Below are 18744 nucleotides of genomic sequence, written 5' to 3'. Positions count from 1 at the left end.
ATCTCAGCAAAATTTCAAAGCTCGATCGCTTTGCAGTTTCCCCAGGGGCGAGCGACCTGGAAATCGCCCTGCAAATTGTCCTATAAAGAAAAGTGGTTCCGCACCCCTACCGACTCCGATTCTGCCAGTCTCTCGCCACCTGGTCAATGCCATAAAACCGCTGCCAGAAGCGATCGACCTGCTTCGTCGACAGCACCTTAGTCATCAGATTCACCAGAAAGTGACCGCCCGTAGCGGCAATGTAGCGGGGCTGGGGCTGGCGATCGGTCAGCGCACGAATAATTACTTCGGCAACCTGTTCGGAAGTCCAAGCGCGGCGATCGACCTGTTGATCGAGCTGTTCAAGTTTCTGAAAAGCCGCACGGTAGGGGGTGTCGAGCGGGTTAGCGATCGTTTCCAGCACGCCCTGATTAATTACGCCAAAAAACTCAGTGCGAACGGGTCCAGGCTCAACTACGCTGACCTGAATATTAAACGGCTCCAGTTCCATTCGCAGCGCGTCGCTCAATGCCTCCAGAGCAAATTTTGATGCGCTGTAGAGCCCACCAAAGGGAAAGGTAATGCGTCCGCCAAGGGAGCTGATATTCACAATTCTGCCGCCGCCCTGCTCGCGCATCGTGGGAATCAGCGTTCGGGTCAGTGCCAGAGGACCGAGAACATTGACCTCAAACTGTCGCTTGGCTGCTGCTGCCGGAATTAGCTCGCTCGGTCCCATTTGTCCATATCCGGCATTGTTGACCAGCGCATCCACTCGTCCATAGTGAGCCAGTACCGTTTCGGCTAATGCGGTGACTTGCTCGGTTACCTGAATGTCGGTTGGAACGGTTAGCACTTCTGCGCCTGCAGCTCGACCACGATCGGCAACTTCCTCCAGCTTGTCTTTACTGCGAGCTGCGATCGCCAGACGAATTCCCGGATGTCTCTCTGCCAGGACGATCGCCAGAGCTGCACCAATGCCAGCCGACGCACCAGTAATCAGGACAACTTGTTGGGCGAGAGGAAAAGTCATGGTAGGGATGATAAATAAAGAAATAAAAGGCAGAAATCAAAAATGAAACAAAAGGAATCAAAAATGAGATTAATTGACTATAGCCGCTGAAGCTTTAAAAACCGTCTTTCAACTGATATAAGCCCATCGTCATAAGCAAAATAACGATCCGCAAAATCACAATCAGAAAAATAACAACCAGGAAGAAACGATCGCGTGAGCAGCCCCTTTATTTACTTGCATGGTTTTGCATCCAGTCCCCGATCGGCAAAGGCTCAGGATTTGCGCGATCGATTTCAGGCATTCGGCATTGCGCTGATCACACCTGACCTGAATCAGCCTGACTTTGCCCAGCTTACCCTAAGCCGCCAGCTTGAGCAGGTTGCCGCCCTTTTGCCGATCGATCAGCCCGTCACAATCATTGGTTCCAGCTTTGGTGGACTTACGGCTGCCTGGCTTGCCGAACGACATCCGCAGATTGAGCGATTAATTTTGCTGGCTCCAGCGTTTCAGTTTTTGGCGCAGTGGCTTCCCCGACTGGGCGAGTCTACCGTGCAGCAGTGGCAGGCGCAAAATTTCCTCAGGGTCTACCACCATGCCGAACAAAAAATGCTGCCCCTAACGTATTCGTTTGTTGCCGATCTCAAACAGTATGACGATGCTCAGCTTCAGCGATCGGTTCCCACTCTGCTCCTGCACGGAACCCAGGACGACGTGATTTCGATTCAGGCAAGCCGAGACTATGCCAAAAGGCGATCGAAAGTGCGGCTGATCGAACTGGACAGCAACCATGCCCTGGGCAATGTGACCGACGAGATCTGGAAGGCAATCTGTGGATTTTGCCAGTTGCCCTCAACGAGTGTTTGAGCCGTTACGGGTTTGAACCGTCGCTAAGGAGCTAGAAGGGTAGCGTTAGGATAGCGGTTTGCTTTTTCATAATCCCCGACTGCCTGACAGGCGGCTTTGAAGCTGAGAATTGCCTGCTGCTGCTGGCGGCTATTTTTTAGCACTCCTAAAATGGTGATGCGCTGCTCATAAAACTCGATCGCGAGGCGATGATGTCCCAGGCTGTCGTGAATAATGGCAAGACTATCAAGGGTTTGCTCTTCGAGATCTAAATCGCTCAGGCTGCGGGCGATCGCAAGCCGCTGATGATGATAAGCAATCGCTTTGAGAGCATCGCCCATGCGGTAGCAGGCACTGGCAAGATTGCGAAGAATTTGCACTTCGGTATGGCGATTCGGAAGCTGGCGGGCGATCGTGAGTAAATGCTCGTAGCAAATGACGGTTTCCACAAAGTTGCCGACGGCATGGTGAGCATTGCCCATGTTGCGGAGTACCTGTCCTTCGACCTGCAAATCCTGAAGCTCGCGGGCGATCGCTAAACCCTGCTCGTAGGAGTCGATGGCGCGAGCATAGTCCCCCGCCGCTTTGTATGCCATACCGAGATTGTTCAGGGCTGCCATTTCGCCGCGCCGATCGCCGATTTCTTTCGCGACATCCAGGCTTTGATGCTTGTAGAAAATCGCTCTGCTATAGTCTTCCAGGTGGCGGTAAGCGTTTCCGAGGCTTGCGAGTGCTTGCCGCTCCGTCGGGCGGTCTTCGATCTGGCGAGCAATGGCTAAGCTCTGGTGGGAACAGGCGATCGCCTCTGGATAGTTGCTGAGTCCGTAATAGGTCAAGCCCATGCCTCCCAATACGCGCCCTTCTCCCTGGAGATCTTGAAGGGCACGATACATCCCCAGAGCTTGCTGGAAGGTTTTGAGGGCTGGCTGAAACTCGCGAAGCTGGTATTGCTCGATGCCTTTTTCAAGCAGGCAGTCGGCTCCGGTTTTACACGAGTCAAGCGATTGGGCAAATGTTGACTGAACGTTTAAAACCCGTTCGGATAAGGGAACGTAAGTCCCGTGCTGCTCATCAAATAGTTTCATTGAAATTGCCCTTCACGCTCAAGAGATAGCAGATTCACTGCCGAAATAAACAACCTGTCGCTCGTAGATGCAGCAAAGACTAAAACAGAGCCAGGGAACAGAAGATTGTCCGCAAGAGGGTTTAGCAGAGATCCTGTCAGCAGAACGGCTTGAAAGGATGATCTTGCACAACTCACAACTATCTTTGATCTAAATAAGAAGACCTCAAAAAACCCACGGTGGATGTTCTGAATTTCCCGTCCTCTTTCATGAAGCGGAGGAATTGGGCTAAGCATAAATACGGATGAAAGCGATCGACTCGGCTGAAATGTTAGGCTGAAAGGAACTAATGCCCAATTGTCAAATCAACCTGTGACTGTTTTTGCTGCTGAACGGCTCCTGTTTACGCCTGCGACTCCTGCCCTGGATGCGATTCCGCTCATTTTTGCTTTTCCAAACGAATATAGTGTTGGTATCACCAGCCTGGGCTATCAGGTGGTCTGGGCAACACTGGCGGCGCGTTCTGATCTGGCAGTGGCGCGGCTATTTACCGACCTGCACGAACCCCTGCCCTCTGACCCAGAACTGCTGGGATTCTCAGTATCCTGGGAGCTAGATTATGTGAATATTCTAGGGCTGCTGGAGTCGCTGCAAGTTCCGATTCGCGCTGCCGATCGCACCGATGCCGATCCGCTGATTTTTGGCGGCGGACCCGTGCTAACTGCGAACCCAGAACCCTTTGCTGACTTTTTTGATGTGGTGCTGCTGGGCGATGGGGAGCTGTTGCTAGAGGCGTTTATCGACGCCTATCAGCAAGTCCGTACTGCCGATCGCGCTACCCAGTTACATCATTTGGCGCAGGTTCCGGGAATTTACGTTCCTAGCCTGTATCACGTCACCTATGAATCTCCAGATGGACTAATTCAAGCAATCGAGCCAATTGCCGCTAATATTCCGGCGATCGTCCAGAAGCAGACCTATCGGGGCAATACACTGTCTGCCTCAACGATCGTTACTGAGAAAGCCGCCTGGGAAAATATTTACATGGTGGAAGTGGTGCGGAGTTGCCCGGAGATGTGCCGCTTCTGCCTTGCCAGCTATTTAACCCTGCCCTTCCGAACGGCAAATCTGGAAGAATCACTGATTCCGGCGATCGATCGTGGGCTACAAGTCACCGATCGTCTGGGCTTACTGGGAGCCTCAGTCACGCAGCACCCGGAATTTGAAGCGTTGTTAAACCACCTGGATCAGCCTCAGTACGATTCGGTACGGGTCAGCATTTCCTCGGTGCGTACGAATACGGTGACACCCAAACTGGCACAAACCCTGGTGAAGCACGATACGCGCTCGATCACCATTGCCGTCGAAAGCGGCAGCGATCGTATTCGACGCGTGATCAACAAAAAGCTAGAAACCGACGAAATTCTTCAGGCGGCGCAAAACGCCAAAGCTGGAGGACTGAGCGCAATGAAGCTTTACGGCATGGTCGGCATTCCCACCGAGGAACCCGAAGACCTGGAGCAGACCGTTTCCTTGATGCGAACCCTGCAAAAATCCACGCCCGGATTGCGGCTCACCCTGGGATGTAGTACCTTTGTGCCCAAGTCACACACGCCGTTTCAGTGGCACGGGGTAAATCCTGATGCAGAAAAGCGGCTCAAACTGCTGCAAAAACAGCTTCGTCCTCACGGGATTGATTTTCGTCCTGAAAGCTATAACTGGTCAGTAATTCAAGCTCTGATTTCAAGGGGCGATCGGCGGCTATCGGGCTTGCTAGAGCGAGCGCGGCACTATGGCGATTCTTTGGGCAGCTACCGACGGGTGTTTAAGGAAATGAAAGGACAGTTGCCCGACCTGAGTTTTTACGTTCATGCAGATTGGTCAACTGAGCAGATCCTTCCCTGGCAGCATCTTCAGGGTCCGCTCCCGCTGGCAACGCTAATCAAGCACCGAGAAAGCGCGGTCGAGGCAGCAAGTTTACCCCTCCTTCAGACTGCTTAATTGATAAAGATTGAACAGGATGTTTGAAAGTCTGTATTGATCCCCTGAAAACGCCTGACTCCTCAATTCTGGTTATTGGTACCCATTGGTTATTAGTACCTATCAGTTCCTGAGCAGGTGTTCGGAGTTTTGCCACTGCTCAAACCGCCTTCAAATTCCCGACTTCCCTTTTCTGCCTTCTACTTCCCTGCATGAACCGATCGATAGAGATTCCCTGACCCTCAGCGAATCTTAATCAACCCGCGCCACTCCGTAAAGACTCGACGAGTCCGGATCGATCGCATCACGAATTTCCAGTAGAAATGCTTACAATTTCAGTGGAATTTTCCGCTTAAATGCAGCAGGATCAGGCGCACATGAACAGTATTGGCGTTGTGGCGATCGGTCGTAATGAGGGAGAACGGCTGATACGCTGTCTCAATTCCTTGATTGCCCAACTTCCCGCAGGCACGCCGATCGTCTATGTTGACTCAGGTTCTACAGACGGCAGTGTAGCAGCCGCTCAAGCTCTGGGCGTGCAGGTGGTCGAACTGGATATGACGATTCCCTTCACGATGGCACGCGGGCGCAATGCTGGATTTCGCTATTTGATCGAGCACTGTCCTGAGATTCAGTACGTGCAGTTTATTGACGGCGACTGCGAACTGATCGAAGGCTGGATCGAGCAAGCCGTTTCTTTTCTCGATAGCAATCCGCAGCTTGCGATCGTCACGGGACGGCGGATAGAGCGATATCCAGAAGCTTCGATTTATAACCTGCTGGCAGATCTGGAGTGGAATACACCCGTCGGGGAAGCAACTGAATGCGGCGGCGATATTCTGGCACGAGCCAGTGCAATTCGAGAAGTGAATGGCTATAACGAAAGTCTGATTGCCGGAGAAGAGCCGGATATGTGTATGCGGCTGCGGCAAAAGGGATGGAAAATCTGGCGGATTGATGTGAAGATGACGCTGCACGATGCGGCTATGACCCGCTTTAGCCAGTGGTGGAAGCGATCGGTGCGGGGAGGCTGGGCGGCAGCAGCGGGGGCAGCCATGCACGGTCGCTCACCAGAAAAGTTTCGAGTCAGAGAATGCCGTAGTGGCTGGCTCTGGGGCGCAATTGTGCCGAGTCTGGCGATCGGGCTTGTTCCTATCACGCAGGGCTTTAGTCTCATGCTGCTGCTGGGCTATCCCTACCAGATGTGGCGCATTTATCGCTATCGGCGCAATTTTGGAGATCAACCCGCGGCAGCGCGAATCTATAGCAGGTTCTGTGTGCTATCCAAGTTTCCTCAGGCGATCGGGCAATTCAAGTACTGGCTGCAACGGTGGCAGGGGAAACAGGCAACGCTGATTGAGTACAAGGCTGCCCCACAGGTGGCAAAGTATCAGGCGGAGGTGTAAAGAGGTCGGTAGATAGGCGAATAGGATCGGTCGATCGGAGGCGTTCTGGTTCCTTGGCAGATTGAGCATTCGTGAAGATGGATCTCATAAATCTGACATTCAACATCTCCTCGGCGTGCTCGCCCTGCCAAAATTCTGAGGCGTTTCCTAACCGCAGCAGGCAAACTTACCCTTGCCTTAGGAACTGCCTGATGAAATCCAGCTAAACCCCCGATCGACTTTTAATCGACTTCTACTAGATGCGCTGGTTAAGGCAACGGAAGGAGGTTCTGTCCCTGGAAGTTTGCCCCGGTTTCTGTTACCCAGCCTTCGCGGGATGATCCGTTAATGCTGGTGTAGCGCACTAGCCGCCAAGAGCGAGTGTTAAAGTTCTGCTGGCGAGGTGGGGCGACATCTGTAACCGTTGAACCCCCTGCTGGACCATCTATTTGACCGTTTATCGTCTGAAATTCTCCGCCTGGGGATGTGCGGGCAGCCAAACCTGTAGACGGTACAACCCGGTAGGAACGTCCGGTGGGAGCCGGGGTGGGGCTGGGAGACGGACCTGCATTACAGTCGGTTAATAGAGTTGAGGTTGGCACGTAGCCAAGCTGGGGTGCGCTAATCTGCACATACTGTACTCCTCCGGAACTGTTGTAAGCAATGACTCCTGTGAGCGTAATTCGGGTAAAGGGTTGAATTGTTCTAACAAACGTATTGCGGGTCACGTCCGCAGAGAGATTGATCGGTTGGGAACCGCTCGATCGACAAACTCCAATGAAACTGGCACGCTCATAAAGCTGAGGTTCGCCTGCACGGGGAGCTGCTGCGGGGGCTACTGGAGCCGGAGATGGGGTTGGAGCCGGAGCCTGAGCGGGAGCCGGACGAGTTTGAGCCGGAGCGGGAGCCGGGGCAGGGCGGGTTTGAGCCGGAGCGGGAGTTTGAGCCGGGGCAGGAGCCGGAGATGGGGCAGGAGCCGGAGTGGGAGCCGGAGTAGAAGTCTGAGCGATCGTCGCTTCACTGGCTGGAACAGAGCTGACCGCTGCTGGAGTAACGCTACCTAGCTCGATCGTTGTTGCCTGGGCAACTGGAGCAGTGAGTCCTCCGGTGGCAGCAAGCGAAAGCACAATCCCGGCTCTTCTGAAGGCTTTTTTCGTCAAGCGCATTTTAATACACTCCTCTAACACAGAAAATCTGCTGGAAGTCTATCACGTTGCTCAGGGGTCGAATTATTGCTTTTTGATGACGAGGAAATTTGGTTCTCTTGCAGTTGAAAGGCTGTCAAAGTATCTTCGGATCGGCGTAACAGTAAACGGCTCAAGACATCACTCAAGGGATTGCCTGACTCGATATGCAAAATTTTTATCCCAGCAACTCCTATCCCAGAGATATGGTGGGTTACGGGCGCACTGCTCCCCATCCCCAATGGCAAAATCAGGCGCGAATTGCCGTTCAGTTTGTGATCAACTACGAAGAAGGCGGCGAAAACTGCATTTTGCACGGTGATCCGGCTTCAGAAGCCTTTCTGTCTGAAACGATCGGCGCAGCACCGCTGATGGGAGTTCGCAATATGAATATGGAGTCGGTCTATGAGTACGGCAGTCGGGCGGGCTTTTGGCGGCTGCATCGGCTATTTACCGATCGCCAGCTTCCGGTCACGGTTTATGGAGTAGCAATGGCACTGGAGCGAAATCTCGAAGCGGTCGCGGCAATGCTGGAAGCAGACTGGGAAATTGCCAGCCACGGCTATCGCTGGATCGACTATCAGTATTTTGGAGAGGAAACCGAGCGAGAACATCTCAAAAAGGCGATCGAGATTCACACTCGCGTCACAGGCAGTCGTCCTCTCGGCTGGTACACGGGTCGCATCAGCCCCAACACGCGCCGACTCGTCGTGGAAGAAGGTGGTTTTCTCTACGATGCAGACAGCTACGCCGACGATTTGCCCTACTGGAACAATGACTACGGCAAACCGCATCTGGTTATTCCCTACACGTTGGATACCAACGATATGCGCTTTGGGACGTATCAGGGCTTTAATTCTGGCGATCAGTTTTTTGCCTACCTGCGCGATGCCTTTGACACCCTTTATGCTGAAGGCGAAACTGCTCCCAAAATGATGAGCGTTGGGCTTCACTGTCGATTAGTCGGTAGGCCCGGACGGGCGGCTGCGCTGGCAAGATTCCTGGACTATGTGCAAAAGCACGATCGCGTCTGGATTTGTCGTCGCATCGAGATTGCGCGTCACTGGCATCAGCACCATCCGCCGACTCAGCTTTAGAATTCAGCTTTAGGAAAAATCACCAGGATAGAAAGCGCGGCTCAGGTATTAGCAAAACTCATGCACCTGAGCTCTGCCTCGCGTTATCATCACCATCGTCATGCCTGCTTCGGGTCGCTACCGTAGGGTGGCAAGCACTTCTCTCCCCACGAAGCGCAAACAAGAAGTGAAGTTGAAGTGACACTGCATCCAAAATAAGCAGAATATCAAACTTTATTTAAGCTTTATCCAAGCTTCTGCCAGTAGACGCTCTACCTTGCTAACTCACATCTTCTGACACACAATGTAAGCAGTTTACAAACTTTTTCTCCTCTCAAAAAGCAGCGAAAAATTCTGTTTGCAAACCTTTTCTAAAGCAGCAATTTATTTTTCGGTTCGTCAAAGCTGTAGAGAGTACTGTACGGAATAAGCAGCACAATTGAATGCTCAGAACAGCATGATTAGCTACTAAAAGCGATCGAATGCAGTTACCAGGATAAAGATCAAACAGCCGAATTTCTATCACCAGAGATAGACTAAAGCTCTACCAAAAGGTTGATATTTTTAATAATCCCCCGATTGCTGGTCGCCCAATTTCAACAAAGTCGATACACTTTTGTTCTTATCGAATGTATCGCTTGGTAAACAATTGACTTAGCGATAGTTCCGGCATTCAATTCCCTGAATTCTTTTCATTCTCATCAGTTCGGGTTTAGGAGAAAATTTGATGATAGTACGCATTACGCGATCACGTTTTTTGCGACAGCTTACTCTGGGCATTTTAGGCTTGGTTTGTGCCCTGACCTTTGCAGCTTGCGGCGGCGAATCACCAACGGCAACGGTGGGCAATCCAGCAGGCGGAACAGGGGAAGCAGCAACCACCCTGCGCGTTGGCACGGAGCCAGCCTTTCCTCCATTTGAGTCTCAGGGAACCGATGGCAACCTGGAAGGATTCTCGATCGACCTGATGAATGCAGTCGCCGAGGAAGCAGGCGTTCAGGTAGAGTTTCAAAGCCTTCCTTTTGACGGGCTAGTTCCGGCACTGCAAGCAGGAACCATTGATGCTGCCATTAGCTCAATGACCATTACTGCAGAACGGGCGCAGGCAATTTCTTTCTCGCGTCCCTACTTTAAGGCAGGGCTGGCGATCGCAGTTCAAGACGATAGCAGCGATGTCACTTCGCTTGATTCACTTCGCAATAAGAAAATTGCAGTTCAGCTCGGCACAACGGGCGCACAGGAGGCACAAAAGATTGAGGGCGCACAGGTTCGCAGCTTTGACTCTGCTCCGCTTGCCCTTCAGGAACTTGCAAACGGAAACGTAGATGCAGTGATCAACGATGCGCCAGTCACCCTATACGCGATCAAGAGCGGCAATATTCCCGGTATCAAGGTCGCAGGTACGCTGCTGACTGAGGAGTATTACGGCATTGCTTTGCCCAAAAACTCGCCTAACGCAGAAAAGATAAATACGGCACTGAACACGTTGCTTACAAACGGTAAGTACAACGAGATCTACCAGAAGTGGTTCGGCAGCGAGCCGCCAACCTTGCCCGAAGCTGCTCCTATCTAAGCGAGGCTCGAGCTTTTTCCAGAGCTGTCCTAGCCGTGTTCTAAGGTGATAGACAGCTCTGTTTGTCTGTTGAACTTAATCTCTTAAACTTATCTGTTGAACAGACATCTGCGTAGTCGCCTGCATTCCATTACCGAATCGATCGATCGCTTTCAGGAACCAGGATCTTTCCTTGAAATCCCTGCTGCTGGTATTTTTCGAGGGTTTGGTGAGCGATCGTCTCAGCCTGTCCCGGCTGCACCAGGGCAACACAGGCTCCGCCAAATCCGGCTCCAGTCAGACGTGCACCAAAAACTCCTGGCGTTTGCTGAAGGATTGCCACAAGCTGATCCAGTCCCGGAACCGACACCTCGTAGTCATCCCGCAAACTGGCGTGAGAGGCATTCATCAGTTCTCCAAAGCGATCGGCAGAAACACCCTGTTTAGCTTCCAGAACGCGATTGTTTTCCGTCACCACATGGCGGGCACGACGGCGCAGCGGTTCTGGTAAGGATTCTACAGTTGCGGGGTCGCTAATATCGCGGAGTGCTTTAACACCAAGCTGTTTAGCCGCTGCTTCGCATTCTGCCCGTCGCTGATTGTAGCCGCTGCCTGCTAGCGTTCGGGGAATGCCGCTATCGATTACCAGGATTTCGCTGTTTTCGGGTAAATCGAGAATCTGGCGATCGAGGCTGCGCGTATCCAGAAACAGCATGTGAACCGGATCGGCAAGGCTAGACGCCATTTGATCCATAATGCCGCACTGCACCCCGGCATAGTGAATTTCGGCTTGCTGGCCGAGCTGGGCAATTTGCACGTCATCGAGTTTCAGATTCAGGAGCGATCGCAGTCCGCGCAGCATCGCTACTTCCAAAGCCGCACTGCTAGAAAGTCCAGAGCCGATCGGCACATCCGAGGCAACAAACACATTGAGCGGCGGCACGGAGATTCCGGTTTCTTCGAGCGATCGAATACAACCCACCAGATAGCGAGCAAATTCAGCAGGCGTCGTGCCTGAAGGCTGCCAATCAACCTGCTCTTTCAGCTCATGAGAATAAAAATGAAACGCCTGGTCTGCGCTGTATCCTAACTGCACGATCGTCTGCTGCGGGATTGCCGTCGGCAGGACAAAGCCATCGTTATAGTCAGTATGCTCTCCCAGCAGGTTGACTCGTCCGGGGGCAGCCGCTTCGACTTCAAGAGGGGTAGAGAAAATGGATTTGAAATCGGACATAGAGGGGTGGATGAGGGGATGAGTGAGGGGATAAGGGGGTTAGAGTTCTAAGGGAAGGGGTCTGGAGCGATCGTGGACTGGGATGCTTACCCAACGAGGGTCAAGGGTGAGGTTTTCCAGAGTTCCATCAGGGTGGATCAGGAAGGTGTCTTCGACTTTGGCAGCAGGGAGGCTTGGGTTCCAGGCGATCGTCATATTGGCAGCGAGTTGGTCAGTAGTCGTTGGGGTGGCGACAACTTCGCGGGAGAGATAGCCTGTGGTGCCGCCCTGGTGGTGTTTCAAAATACCGTCGGGATAGCCGTGCTGTTCGTAGGTTTGCTTGAGCGTCTGGTAAACCTGATTCAGAGGGGTCTCGGGCTTAGACAGATCGAGGGCGACAGCTTCAATTTCGCGCACTTGGCGATGGCGGTTTTGCTCTTCCTCAGATAGTTTTCCGAAGGAAATAAAGCGGGTGAGGTTGGCGTATAGCCCAAAGCCTCGCGCACAAAAAACCATCATTGCCCGGTGTCCGATCGCTTCTCCGGTGGGAACGGCATGGCGATACAGCGGCAAGCGTCGCTCTCCGGCAACCAGCGTCAGGGTGGGGTGAAGTCCTCTTGCCCACATTGCTTTTGCGCCTGCGCCTGCTAATTCATACTCAGTCCAGTCGGGCTGTGCCTGCTGCATTGCTTCGGTCATCGCTTCGCTGGCGAGTCGTCCGACTTGACGATAGCGATCGATCTCACCGGGCAATAAAATCCGCTTTTGCTGAATCAGGGAATGGGGTAAGGGAAACTCGCCCGACGCGGGACAATCGCTAATAACTTTGCCGCCTCCAGTCACCTCCTGGATAAAGGCTTTTTGCGGTTCCTCATCTGCCCAGGGACTTGCCTCAACCTGGTAGATATTTCCAGACAGTTCCTCGTCTTTGAGTCGCTGCGCTTCAATTTCGTTGGTGAGAATGTACGCGCCATTTTGCGTGATCAGCACATCCGCAACACCCGCTTCTGCCGCCAGTAAAACGGTATGGGAACCTCCCGCTGTCGCCCAGGCAAACCAGTCTGTGCCCCGCAAGCGAACGCCCGACGCGCCCGTTTCCTGCAAAGCCTGCCGCAGTTTACCCAATTTATCAGCAATTTCTGAAGCCGTTGCTGCATGTTGATCGATCGCCGAGGGGAGTGCTGTCACCATCAGACTGTCCTCAAATAAGAATTTCTAAAAGCATTTCTGAAACGAGCTTGGTCAATCAGATAGCCTAATCAATCAAATAACTGTAGGTCGCAGGAAACGACTGGAGATCGCAGGATAGGTTAGGCAGAGCGGCAATGCATCAATCCCTGAAAGCACGTATTACCCTGCACGGAACGCATCTACCAGTGGAAACCCCTTGCTATACGCTGAGGCTCGGTTCTTCCAGCGTCACTACAACGGCTTGCAGGTCTTTGGCTTTCTCTTCGGGCAAGGCATCGTTGGCAAACATTCCGGCGGCGAGTTCGGTTCCTGCCAGATATTTAAGCCTGTCGCGGGTGCGGTAGGGCGGATAAAACTCAGCGTGCAGGTGTGCTTCTGGGTGCGATCGCCCATCGGTCGGAGCCTGAAACCACGCCATTAGATACGGGAAAGGACGCTGCCACAGCCCGTCAAACTTAAGCGTTACGGTTTTGAGAGCTTTTGCCAGACTCGATCGCTGTGAGGGCGACAGATCCATAAAGGTTGCCACGGGCTGAATTGGCGCAACCCAGACCTCGTAGGGATAGCGGGCACACACCGGGACAAACGCAACGGCTGCTTGATCCTGATAAAGAATGCGCTGAGCATCTTCAATTTCGGTTTGAATCAGATCTTGCAGCAAGCCACGCTGATGCTTCTGGTAGTAAAGCTGCTGCTGCTCTAGCATGCGAGCTGGAACAGGCGGCACAAATGGATACGCATAAATTTGTCCGTGGGGATGGTGCAGCGTTACCCCAACTTCCACGCCCTTATTCTCAAACGGCAGCACATACTGAATCTGAGCCTGATCGCCCAAGGCCCGAGTTCGATCGCCCCACACTTGCAGCAGCAGATCAAGGTGATCAAGCGGTAACTGACTCAGCGAGGTATTGGGGTCTTGGGTAAACACAACGACCTCGCAGGCCCCGTTCGCAGGCACCGTTTCGACGATCGCTGGGGGGGCATCATGTGCCGAGGGAGCCATCGACGGAAAGCGATTTTCAAATACCGCCACGTCATAGTGTCCCTGGGGCAGCTCGGTGGGCACGCTGGGATCGATCGTCGGCGCGAGCGGATTATATTCCGGCGGCGGCATAAAGGTGCGTCCTTGACGATGGCTTGCATACGCCACCCACTCACCCCGCAAAGGATGCCAGCGCAGATGAGGATTTGCCTGAATCGGATCATTGCCCGGACTGGGGGCTTGAATTCCTGCATCGATGGGCTGACGACTGTAAAGGGTCAACCTGCGACCGTCGGGCTTCGTGAACTCTTGGGAATACATTTGAGGAGCCATGCGCTGCGTCTACAACCCCGGAAGATATGTCTGTTGGTTGAGCAGATAGCCAGAGCATAACGTTCAGCAGGGAATCGAAGCCCCTATCTAAAGAGGCAAGCGTAATACGAATTCAGAATTCGCAATTTTGAAAGCTGAACGATCGTCTTGAAGCATTTATCTGAAGCATTGATCTGGTGCTGGCACTGGGTAAATAGGTAGGGTTCCTGTCTCCTGGCAACAGCACAAAGAAGGGGACTTTCGCCCCCAACCCATCAGTGCGAATTCCAAATTCCAGATGATTTCCTACCAGGGCTGCCCCGGATGCCCGCTACAGTGCGGGGCTTGCTGAACCTGATTCGGGTCTTGCCAGCTAGGAGTGCCGCCGTATCCATCGGAATTAGAGGAAATCATCCCTGCAACCGGGAGTTCTTCTCTTGCCAGGGTTGCCGCCGCGATCGCCTCTAGCGGAAACTTAGGGGTGCGATCGGTGTACAGCAAACCGTTGGCTTCCTGGAAAGTGTCGGTGAGCTGGGTGTAGCAGAATCCAGCAAACATCTCGGTGCGGTTGACCGCTGAAAGTAGCGCAGTGTATTGCACTTGCAGTTCCGAGGCATCCTGCGACCGGGCGTAGCCCCAGGTATGAGCAGACTCTTCGGGGCGCGTGTAGGCAATGCCGCCAAACTCAGTCAGCATAATGGGCTGTCCCTGATGCGGGTAGCCGTCGAGGGTCAGGATTCGCCCACCCGGACGCTGATTTTGAAACAAATCGGACAGTTTGACATCCGAGCCATATCGGTTGGCGAGTCGCTGCGGCTGATTGTCGTAGTCGTGAATTGCCAGAATATCCGTCGTTGCACTTTCCCAACCGTCGTTGCCAATCACCGGACGAGTCGGATCAAGGGTTTTGGTCAGGTAGTAGAGTGCCTGCACGTAGTAGCGATGAGCAGCGTTTTCGGTCAGGTTCGGCACGCCCCAGGATTCGTTGATCGGAACCCACGCCACAATACAGGGATGGCTACTGTCGCGCTCAATCACTTCGATCCATTCTTTGGTGATTCGCTCGACTGCCTTTTGGGTAAAGCGATAAGCACTCGGCATTTCTTCCCACACCAGCAGTCCCATCACGTCTGCCCAGTAGAGAAAACGCGGGTCCTCGATTTTCTGGTGCTTTCGAACGCCGTTGAAGCCCATGCGCTTGGTCAGTTCAATATCACGACGCAAGGCTTCGTCCGAGGGCGGGGTCATTAGTGTTTCGGTCCAGTAGCCCTGATCCAGAACGAGCCGCAGATAGTAGGGATGCCCGTTCAGCATGAAACGATCGCGCTGAATGCCCACTGTTCGCATTGCCGTGTAGGACTTGACCTCATCGATCATTTCGCCGTTATGCCAGAGCTGCACCTGAGCATCGATCAGCGTCGGCTTTTCAGGACTCCACAGCAGCGCGTTGCGATAGTCGTCAATTCCCGGATCAGACAGGGCAATGCGGCGATGCACTTCGCTGTTAATCACCTCATAGATGTCATTCACCAGCAGGCGATTGTCTACGGTCAGCCGCACCTTGAGCTGAAGATTTTCCTGAATCGTGCCTGCCAGGAATGCTTCAAACCCAATCTCCCAGCGTTCAAAGTGAGGCGTCCAGCGAAGCTGCTTGACATAGGTTTCCGGCAGGCTCTCTAGCCAGACGGTTTGCCAGATACCGCTGGTGCGGGGATACCAAATGCTGTGTGCATCCAGCAGCCAGTCCTGCTTGCCTCTAGGCTTTGCCAGCTCATGCGGATCATCTTGTGCCCAAACGGTGACGCGCTGAATCTCTCCCGGATTCAGAACTGCAGTGATGTCAAAGCTAAAGGGAGTGTGTCCGCCTTCGTGTTCGCCCATGTAGTGACCGTTCACCCAGACGCGGGTGTAATAGTCTACTGCACCAAGGTGCAGCAGCACCCGACCACCGGGGCGAAGGGTCAGGCAGGCAGGCTGATGATTCTGATCAGACCCTTGCTCTGGAATATCGCAGTGTTCTTGAATGACGACAGCAAACTCGCGCTCATACCAGCAGTTAGGATGAAAGCCCGTATCGCCAATGCCGCTCTGCGGAGCTTCGGGCGCAAAAGGCACCTCGATCGCGTGCGTCCACTCGGTCACATCTTCGGGCTTGTGCCACTGTTCGGTATCATCAAAGGCGAATCGCCAGGTACCATTCAGGTTAATCCAATTCGAGCGCTGGAGCTGTGGACGCGGATACCCCGTTTCAAGCTGTCGGAACATTGATGATATCGGAACGGAACCAGAGGGGTGCTGATTCTCTAAATCTCTACCCAGTAATTGCATCAAACTTGAATCCTAGTAACTCTAAAGATCTGCTGTGCGTTGGGAGAAAAAGAAGATCTGGGGGTGATTTCTTTAACGAAACGAAAAGAAGAGAGACCGCGACAGTTTCTTGCAATTAATCCGCTTCTAAAAACAGACTCTCAGCAAAAACGAATCTGCCCTTAACCTCTTCATACTGAATCATTCTTAAGTTAGATGACAACCTCAAATACTGGGAGATTTCATAAATGAATTTACACAGTATTTTCTTCAGCAAATAAAACTACACGTATCGCTGAAATGGCTTTCTAACGGGTTTAAATCAGGCGTTGAAGAGATATTAGTTTGTTGAAAACACTTCCGCCTGTAATTTAAATCACCCGTACAGGCGATATACCAGCAGTCTATCCCTCTAGAGGATTAAATCATGTCTTCAGGCGTCATTATTGGAAATTCCATTGCAGAAGGAAAAGATTACCAAGGCTGGTTTATGGGACACTTTATCTCTCCCTCCAGTGACCCTCGATCGACCAACACTGTGGAACTGAAGTGGGGAACGCATCGGCAGGGCGATCGTCGAGAGGACTGGACAAAGGACACTCGAGTCACCAGTCTTTCAATTCTGATCAGTGGACGCTTTCGGCTGGAGTTTTCGGAACGGTCAGTGCTTCTGGCGCAGCAGGGCGATTATGCGATGTGGCTCCCTGGCGTTGAACACTGGTGGGAAGCTGAAGCAGATACTACTATTTTGACAGTTCGCTTTCCCTCTATGCCATCGCCCTAAGTGGTGATTAGGGGTGATCAGGGGTGATCAAGCTGATCAGGTTGATTAATACGCTACCCCACCTGCTTTTTCGCAAACACTTCCTTCACTCGATCAAATTCCAAATCATTCAAATAATCTACTGCCCAATTGGAGCATCGCTGCATCATATGAAACGGGTATGAATTGGCGACGCCCACAACCTGCATTCCTGCTTTTTTGGCGGCTTCAATCCCGGCAAATGTATCTTCGATCGCCAAACAATTCTGCGGCTGAAGTTGGAGTTCGGAAAACTGCTGATTGAGACAATCGACTGCAAGCAAATAACCTTCCGGGTCAGGCTTGCTGGTTTTGATTTCGTCTCCGGCAACAATCACGGAAAAATACTGTGCCAGGTCTGCCTGCTTTAGCACCTGCTCAATTTCTGCCCGCACTGCACCACTGACAACGGCGAGAGGCAACCTGGCAGCCCGAATTTGAAATAGCAGATCGTTCAAGCCGGGATAAATGGGCAGCTTCTCCATCGATTGAATTTGAACCTGATACAGGCTTGATTTCCGGGCAACCAGTTTATCGAGATAGTCATCGCCAGGAACTCGACCCCGCCGCGCCAGCAAATCGTTTAAGCAAACTCGATCGCTTCGTCCCAAGCACACTTCACGATATTCTTCTGGCTTGATTCGCAGGTTCTCTTCCAGCAGAACTTGTTCCAGCAGGCGATCGTGCAGCGGCTCATCGTTGATGATGACTCCGTTAAAGTCAAATAGAACAGCTTTTAGCATTGTCTTATCCTAAAACGCTTTCCAGGCGGGGAACCGTGATCCAGGTTCTGGTTTCGTTAGACTGGTGCGTTAAATCCATTAAAAGCTGGGCATACACGCCTTCGTAAAGCGAGGGAGTGAGCGATTCGCCCTGATCGATGCCCTGCACCCAGCGATCGATCACTCGCAAAAACGGAGCCAGTCGCCCATCAGGATAGGTCGTGGGAAACGCGAGGCGATCGGGAATTTCCAGTTCGGTCAGGGGCGCACCGTTTTGACTGCCCCACAGCTTGAAGCCGTGGATATAGTCTTTCTGGTTGTCGTTGCCCAAAATCAGGGTGCCGCGATCGCCATAGATCTCCACAAAATGTCCCCGTCCCTGGGGGGTGACTGCGCTCAGCACTGCCTGACAGGGAGTTCCGTCTGCCAGCTCCAGCATTAGCGAACAGGTGTCATCCGCATCGACGGGCTTAAGGTTACCGCTGACGGGGTCAGGACGCTGCGGAATCGAAGTGGTCAACCAGCCGCAAAGCCGCGTCACGGGCGGAAATAGCCAGAATAGGTAATCAAACAAATGAGAACCGATCGACCCCAGCGCACCACCGCCCAATTCCTTTTGGGCATACCAGTTCCAGGGACGCGACGCATCTGCCCGACTCGATGCCAGCCAGTCTACTTTGATCAATCGCTTTTCGCCGACATAGCCTTCTGCCAAAAGCTCTGCCAATCGCTGCCAGGCGGGAATAAACCGAAACTCAAAGTCCATCGTCACGGTCAAATGGTTCGATCGCGCCAGATGATACAGCTCGATCGCCTCTTGAACGGTCAACGTCGTTGGCTTTTCTAGCAGCAGATGCTTTCCCGCCTGCAAGACTTGCTTTGCCGTTTCGTAGTGCAAAAAAGGCGGCGTGGCGATCGTGACTGCCTGCACGTCTGATCGAGATAAGACTTCATCGATCGTGCCGCAAGCCTGGGGAATTTCAAAGGTCTGGGCTATCGACTGAGCTTTGTCTCGCTCGCGATGATAGACCGCTTTCACGTCGGTTCGGTGATAAATTTGCAGTCCGGGAATATGAATTTTTTGCCCGAACCCCGTGCCAATGACCGCTACGCCGATCGATGCTTTTGTCATAAGCCCGC

At 52.8% G+C, this 18744-nt stretch carries 15 protein-coding genes; 6 read left to right on the top strand and 9 right to left on the bottom strand.

Annotated elements, in window-relative coordinates; translation table 11 throughout:
- Positions 1 to 106: 106 nt before the first annotated feature.
- A complete protein-coding gene (locus NDI45_RS10240; protein WP_348247236.1) occupies positions 107 to 1009 on the bottom strand; it encodes an SDR family oxidoreductase in 903 nt (300 codons plus the stop codon).
- Positions 1010 to 1204: 195 nt separating this feature from the next.
- Here NDI45_RS10240 and NDI45_RS10235 point away from each other — a divergent pair, with 195 nt between their 5' ends.
- A complete protein-coding gene (locus NDI45_RS10235) occupies positions 1205 to 1855 on the top strand; it encodes a YqiA/YcfP family alpha/beta fold hydrolase (RefSeq protein ID WP_348247235.1) in 651 nt (216 codons plus the stop codon).
- 23 nt (positions 1856 to 1878) lie between these two features.
- On the opposite strand, the gene NDI45_RS10230 is transcribed toward NDI45_RS10235, so the two are convergent.
- Positions 1879 to 2919, bottom strand: a complete 1041-nt coding sequence (locus NDI45_RS10230) for a tetratricopeptide repeat protein (protein WP_348247234.1) — start codon at positions 2917 to 2919, stop codon at positions 1879 to 1881.
- A gap of 351 nt (positions 2920 to 3270) precedes the next feature.
- Between NDI45_RS10230 and NDI45_RS10225 the strand changes: the two genes are divergently transcribed.
- Together NDI45_RS10225 and NDI45_RS10220 are read left to right on the top strand one after the other, a co-directional pair.
- Positions 3271 to 4899 carry a radical SAM protein gene (locus NDI45_RS10225; protein ID WP_348247233.1) on the top strand — a complete coding sequence of 543 codons (1629 nt, stop codon included), beginning with the start codon at positions 3271 to 3273 and terminating at the stop codon, positions 4897 to 4899.
- 356 nt (positions 4900 to 5255) lie between these two features.
- Positions 5256 to 6284 carry a glycosyltransferase gene (locus NDI45_RS10220; RefSeq protein WP_348247284.1) on the top strand — a complete coding sequence of 343 codons (1029 nt, stop codon included), beginning with the start codon at positions 5256 to 5258 and terminating at the stop codon, positions 6282 to 6284.
- Between the two features lie 248 nt (positions 6285 to 6532).
- Here the strand turns inward: NDI45_RS10220 and NDI45_RS10215 are convergent, their stop codons facing one another.
- Positions 6533 to 7429, bottom strand: a complete 897-nt coding sequence (locus tag NDI45_RS10215; RefSeq protein ID WP_348247232.1) for a hypothetical protein — start codon at positions 7427 to 7429, stop codon at positions 6533 to 6535.
- A 185-nt stretch (positions 7430 to 7614) separates the two neighbouring features.
- On the opposite strand from NDI45_RS10215, the gene puuE reads away from it, so the two are divergent.
- The gene (gene puuE, locus NDI45_RS10210; protein WP_348247231.1) at positions 7615 to 8544 is read left to right on the top strand and encodes an allantoinase PuuE; all 930 of its coding nucleotides are present in this window, start codon (positions 7615 to 7617) and stop codon (positions 8542 to 8544) included.
- A gap of 706 nt (positions 8545 to 9250) precedes the next feature.
- Positions 9251 to 10096 (top strand): basic amino acid ABC transporter substrate-binding protein, encoded by an 846-nt coding sequence (locus NDI45_RS10205; RefSeq protein WP_348247230.1) that lies wholly within the window; start codon positions 9251 to 9253, stop codon positions 10094 to 10096.
- A 130-nt stretch (positions 10097 to 10226) separates the two neighbouring features.
- On the opposite strand, the gene galK is transcribed toward NDI45_RS10205, so the two are convergent.
- The 4 genes from galK to NDI45_RS10185 form a co-directional block, all read right to left on the bottom strand.
- Positions 10227 to 11309 (bottom strand): galactokinase, encoded by a 1083-nt coding sequence (gene galK, locus NDI45_RS10200; RefSeq protein WP_348247229.1) that lies wholly within the window; start codon positions 11307 to 11309, stop codon positions 10227 to 10229.
- Positions 11310 to 11348: 39 nt separating this feature from the next.
- Entirely contained in the window at positions 11349 to 12479 is a 1131-nt protein-coding gene (locus NDI45_RS10195) for a M24 family metallopeptidase (protein WP_348247228.1), read from the bottom strand.
- A 199-nt stretch (positions 12480 to 12678) separates the two neighbouring features.
- Positions 12679 to 13782 carry a galactose-1-phosphate uridylyltransferase gene (galT, locus tag NDI45_RS10190; protein ID WP_348247283.1) on the bottom strand — a complete coding sequence of 368 codons (1104 nt, stop codon included), beginning with the start codon at positions 13780 to 13782 and terminating at the stop codon, positions 12679 to 12681.
- Between the two features lie 297 nt (positions 13783 to 14079).
- On the bottom strand, positions 14080 to 16038 hold the full coding sequence (locus NDI45_RS10185; protein ID WP_348247227.1) for a glycoside hydrolase family 2 TIM barrel-domain containing protein: 1959 nt from the start codon (positions 16036 to 16038) through the stop codon (positions 14080 to 14082).
- 469 nt (positions 16039 to 16507) lie between these two features.
- On the opposite strand from NDI45_RS10185, the gene NDI45_RS10180 reads away from it, so the two are divergent.
- Entirely contained in the window at positions 16508 to 16864 is a 357-nt protein-coding gene (locus tag NDI45_RS10180; protein ID WP_190790430.1) for a signal peptidase I, read from the top strand.
- A 53-nt stretch (positions 16865 to 16917) separates the two neighbouring features.
- Here NDI45_RS10180 and NDI45_RS10175 read toward each other — a convergent pair whose 3' ends face one another.
- Together NDI45_RS10175 and NDI45_RS10170 are read right to left on the bottom strand one after the other, a co-directional pair.
- Positions 16918 to 17625: an HAD family phosphatase gene (locus tag NDI45_RS10175; protein ID WP_348247226.1), complete on the bottom strand. Its 708-nt coding sequence runs from the start codon at positions 17623 to 17625 to the stop codon at positions 16918 to 16920.
- A gap of 4 nt (positions 17626 to 17629) precedes the next feature.
- On the bottom strand, positions 17630 to 18736 hold the full coding sequence (locus tag NDI45_RS10170; RefSeq protein WP_348247225.1) for a Gfo/Idh/MocA family oxidoreductase: 1107 nt from the start codon (positions 18734 to 18736) through the stop codon (positions 17630 to 17632).
- Positions 18737 to 18744: the final 8 nt, after the last annotated feature.

The sequence above is a fragment of the Leptolyngbya sp. GB1-A1 genome (assembly GCF_039962475.1).
Classification (GTDB): domain Bacteria; phylum Cyanobacteriota; class Cyanobacteriia; order Elainellales; family Elainellaceae; genus Leptolyngbya_A.
This window is presented reverse-complemented; position numbering and strand designations above follow the sequence as displayed.

Excerpts from the sequence above, each read along its gene's own strand:
- NDI45_RS10220 (WP_348247284.1), top strand. The coding sequence starts at position 5,256 with ATGAACAGTATTGGCGTTGTGGCGATCGGTCGTAATGAGGGAGAACGG.
- NDI45_RS10205 (WP_348247230.1), top strand. The coding sequence starts at position 9,251 with ATGATAGTACGCATTACGCGATCACGTTTTTTGCGACAGCTTACTCTG.
- NDI45_RS10175 (WP_348247226.1), bottom strand. The coding sequence starts at position 17,625 with ATGCTAAAAGCTGTTCTATTTGACTTTAACGGAGTCATCATCAACGAT.
- NDI45_RS10180 (WP_190790430.1), top strand. The coding sequence starts at position 16,508 with ATGTCTTCAGGCGTCATTATTGGAAATTCCATTGCAGAAGGAAAAGAT.
- NDI45_RS10195 (WP_348247228.1), bottom strand. The coding sequence starts at position 12,479 with ATGGTGACAGCACTCCCCTCGGCGATCGATCAACATGCAGCAACGGCT.
- galT (WP_348247283.1), bottom strand. The coding sequence starts at position 13,782 with ATGTATTCCCAAGAGTTCACGAAGCCCGACGGTCGCAGGTTGACCCTT.
- NDI45_RS10170 (WP_348247225.1), bottom strand. The coding sequence starts at position 18,736 with ATGACAAAAGCATCGATCGGCGTAGCGGTCATTGGCACGGGGTTCGGG.
- galK (WP_348247229.1), bottom strand. The coding sequence starts at position 11,309 with ATGTCCGATTTCAAATCCATTTTCTCTACCCCTCTTGAAGTCGAAGCG.
- NDI45_RS10240 (WP_348247236.1), bottom strand. The coding sequence starts at position 1,009 with ATGACTTTTCCTCTCGCCCAACAAGTTGTCCTGATTACTGGTGCGTCG.
- NDI45_RS10215 (WP_348247232.1), bottom strand. The coding sequence starts at position 7,429 with ATGCGCTTGACGAAAAAAGCCTTCAGAAGAGCCGGGATTGTGCTTTCG.
- puuE (WP_348247231.1), top strand. The coding sequence starts at position 7,615 with ATGCAAAATTTTTATCCCAGCAACTCCTATCCCAGAGATATGGTGGGT.
- NDI45_RS10185 (WP_348247227.1), bottom strand. The coding sequence starts at position 16,038 with ATGTTCCGACAGCTTGAAACGGGGTATCCGCGTCCACAGCTCCAGCGC.
- NDI45_RS10230 (WP_348247234.1), bottom strand. The coding sequence starts at position 2,919 with ATGAAACTATTTGATGAGCAGCACGGGACTTACGTTCCCTTATCCGAA.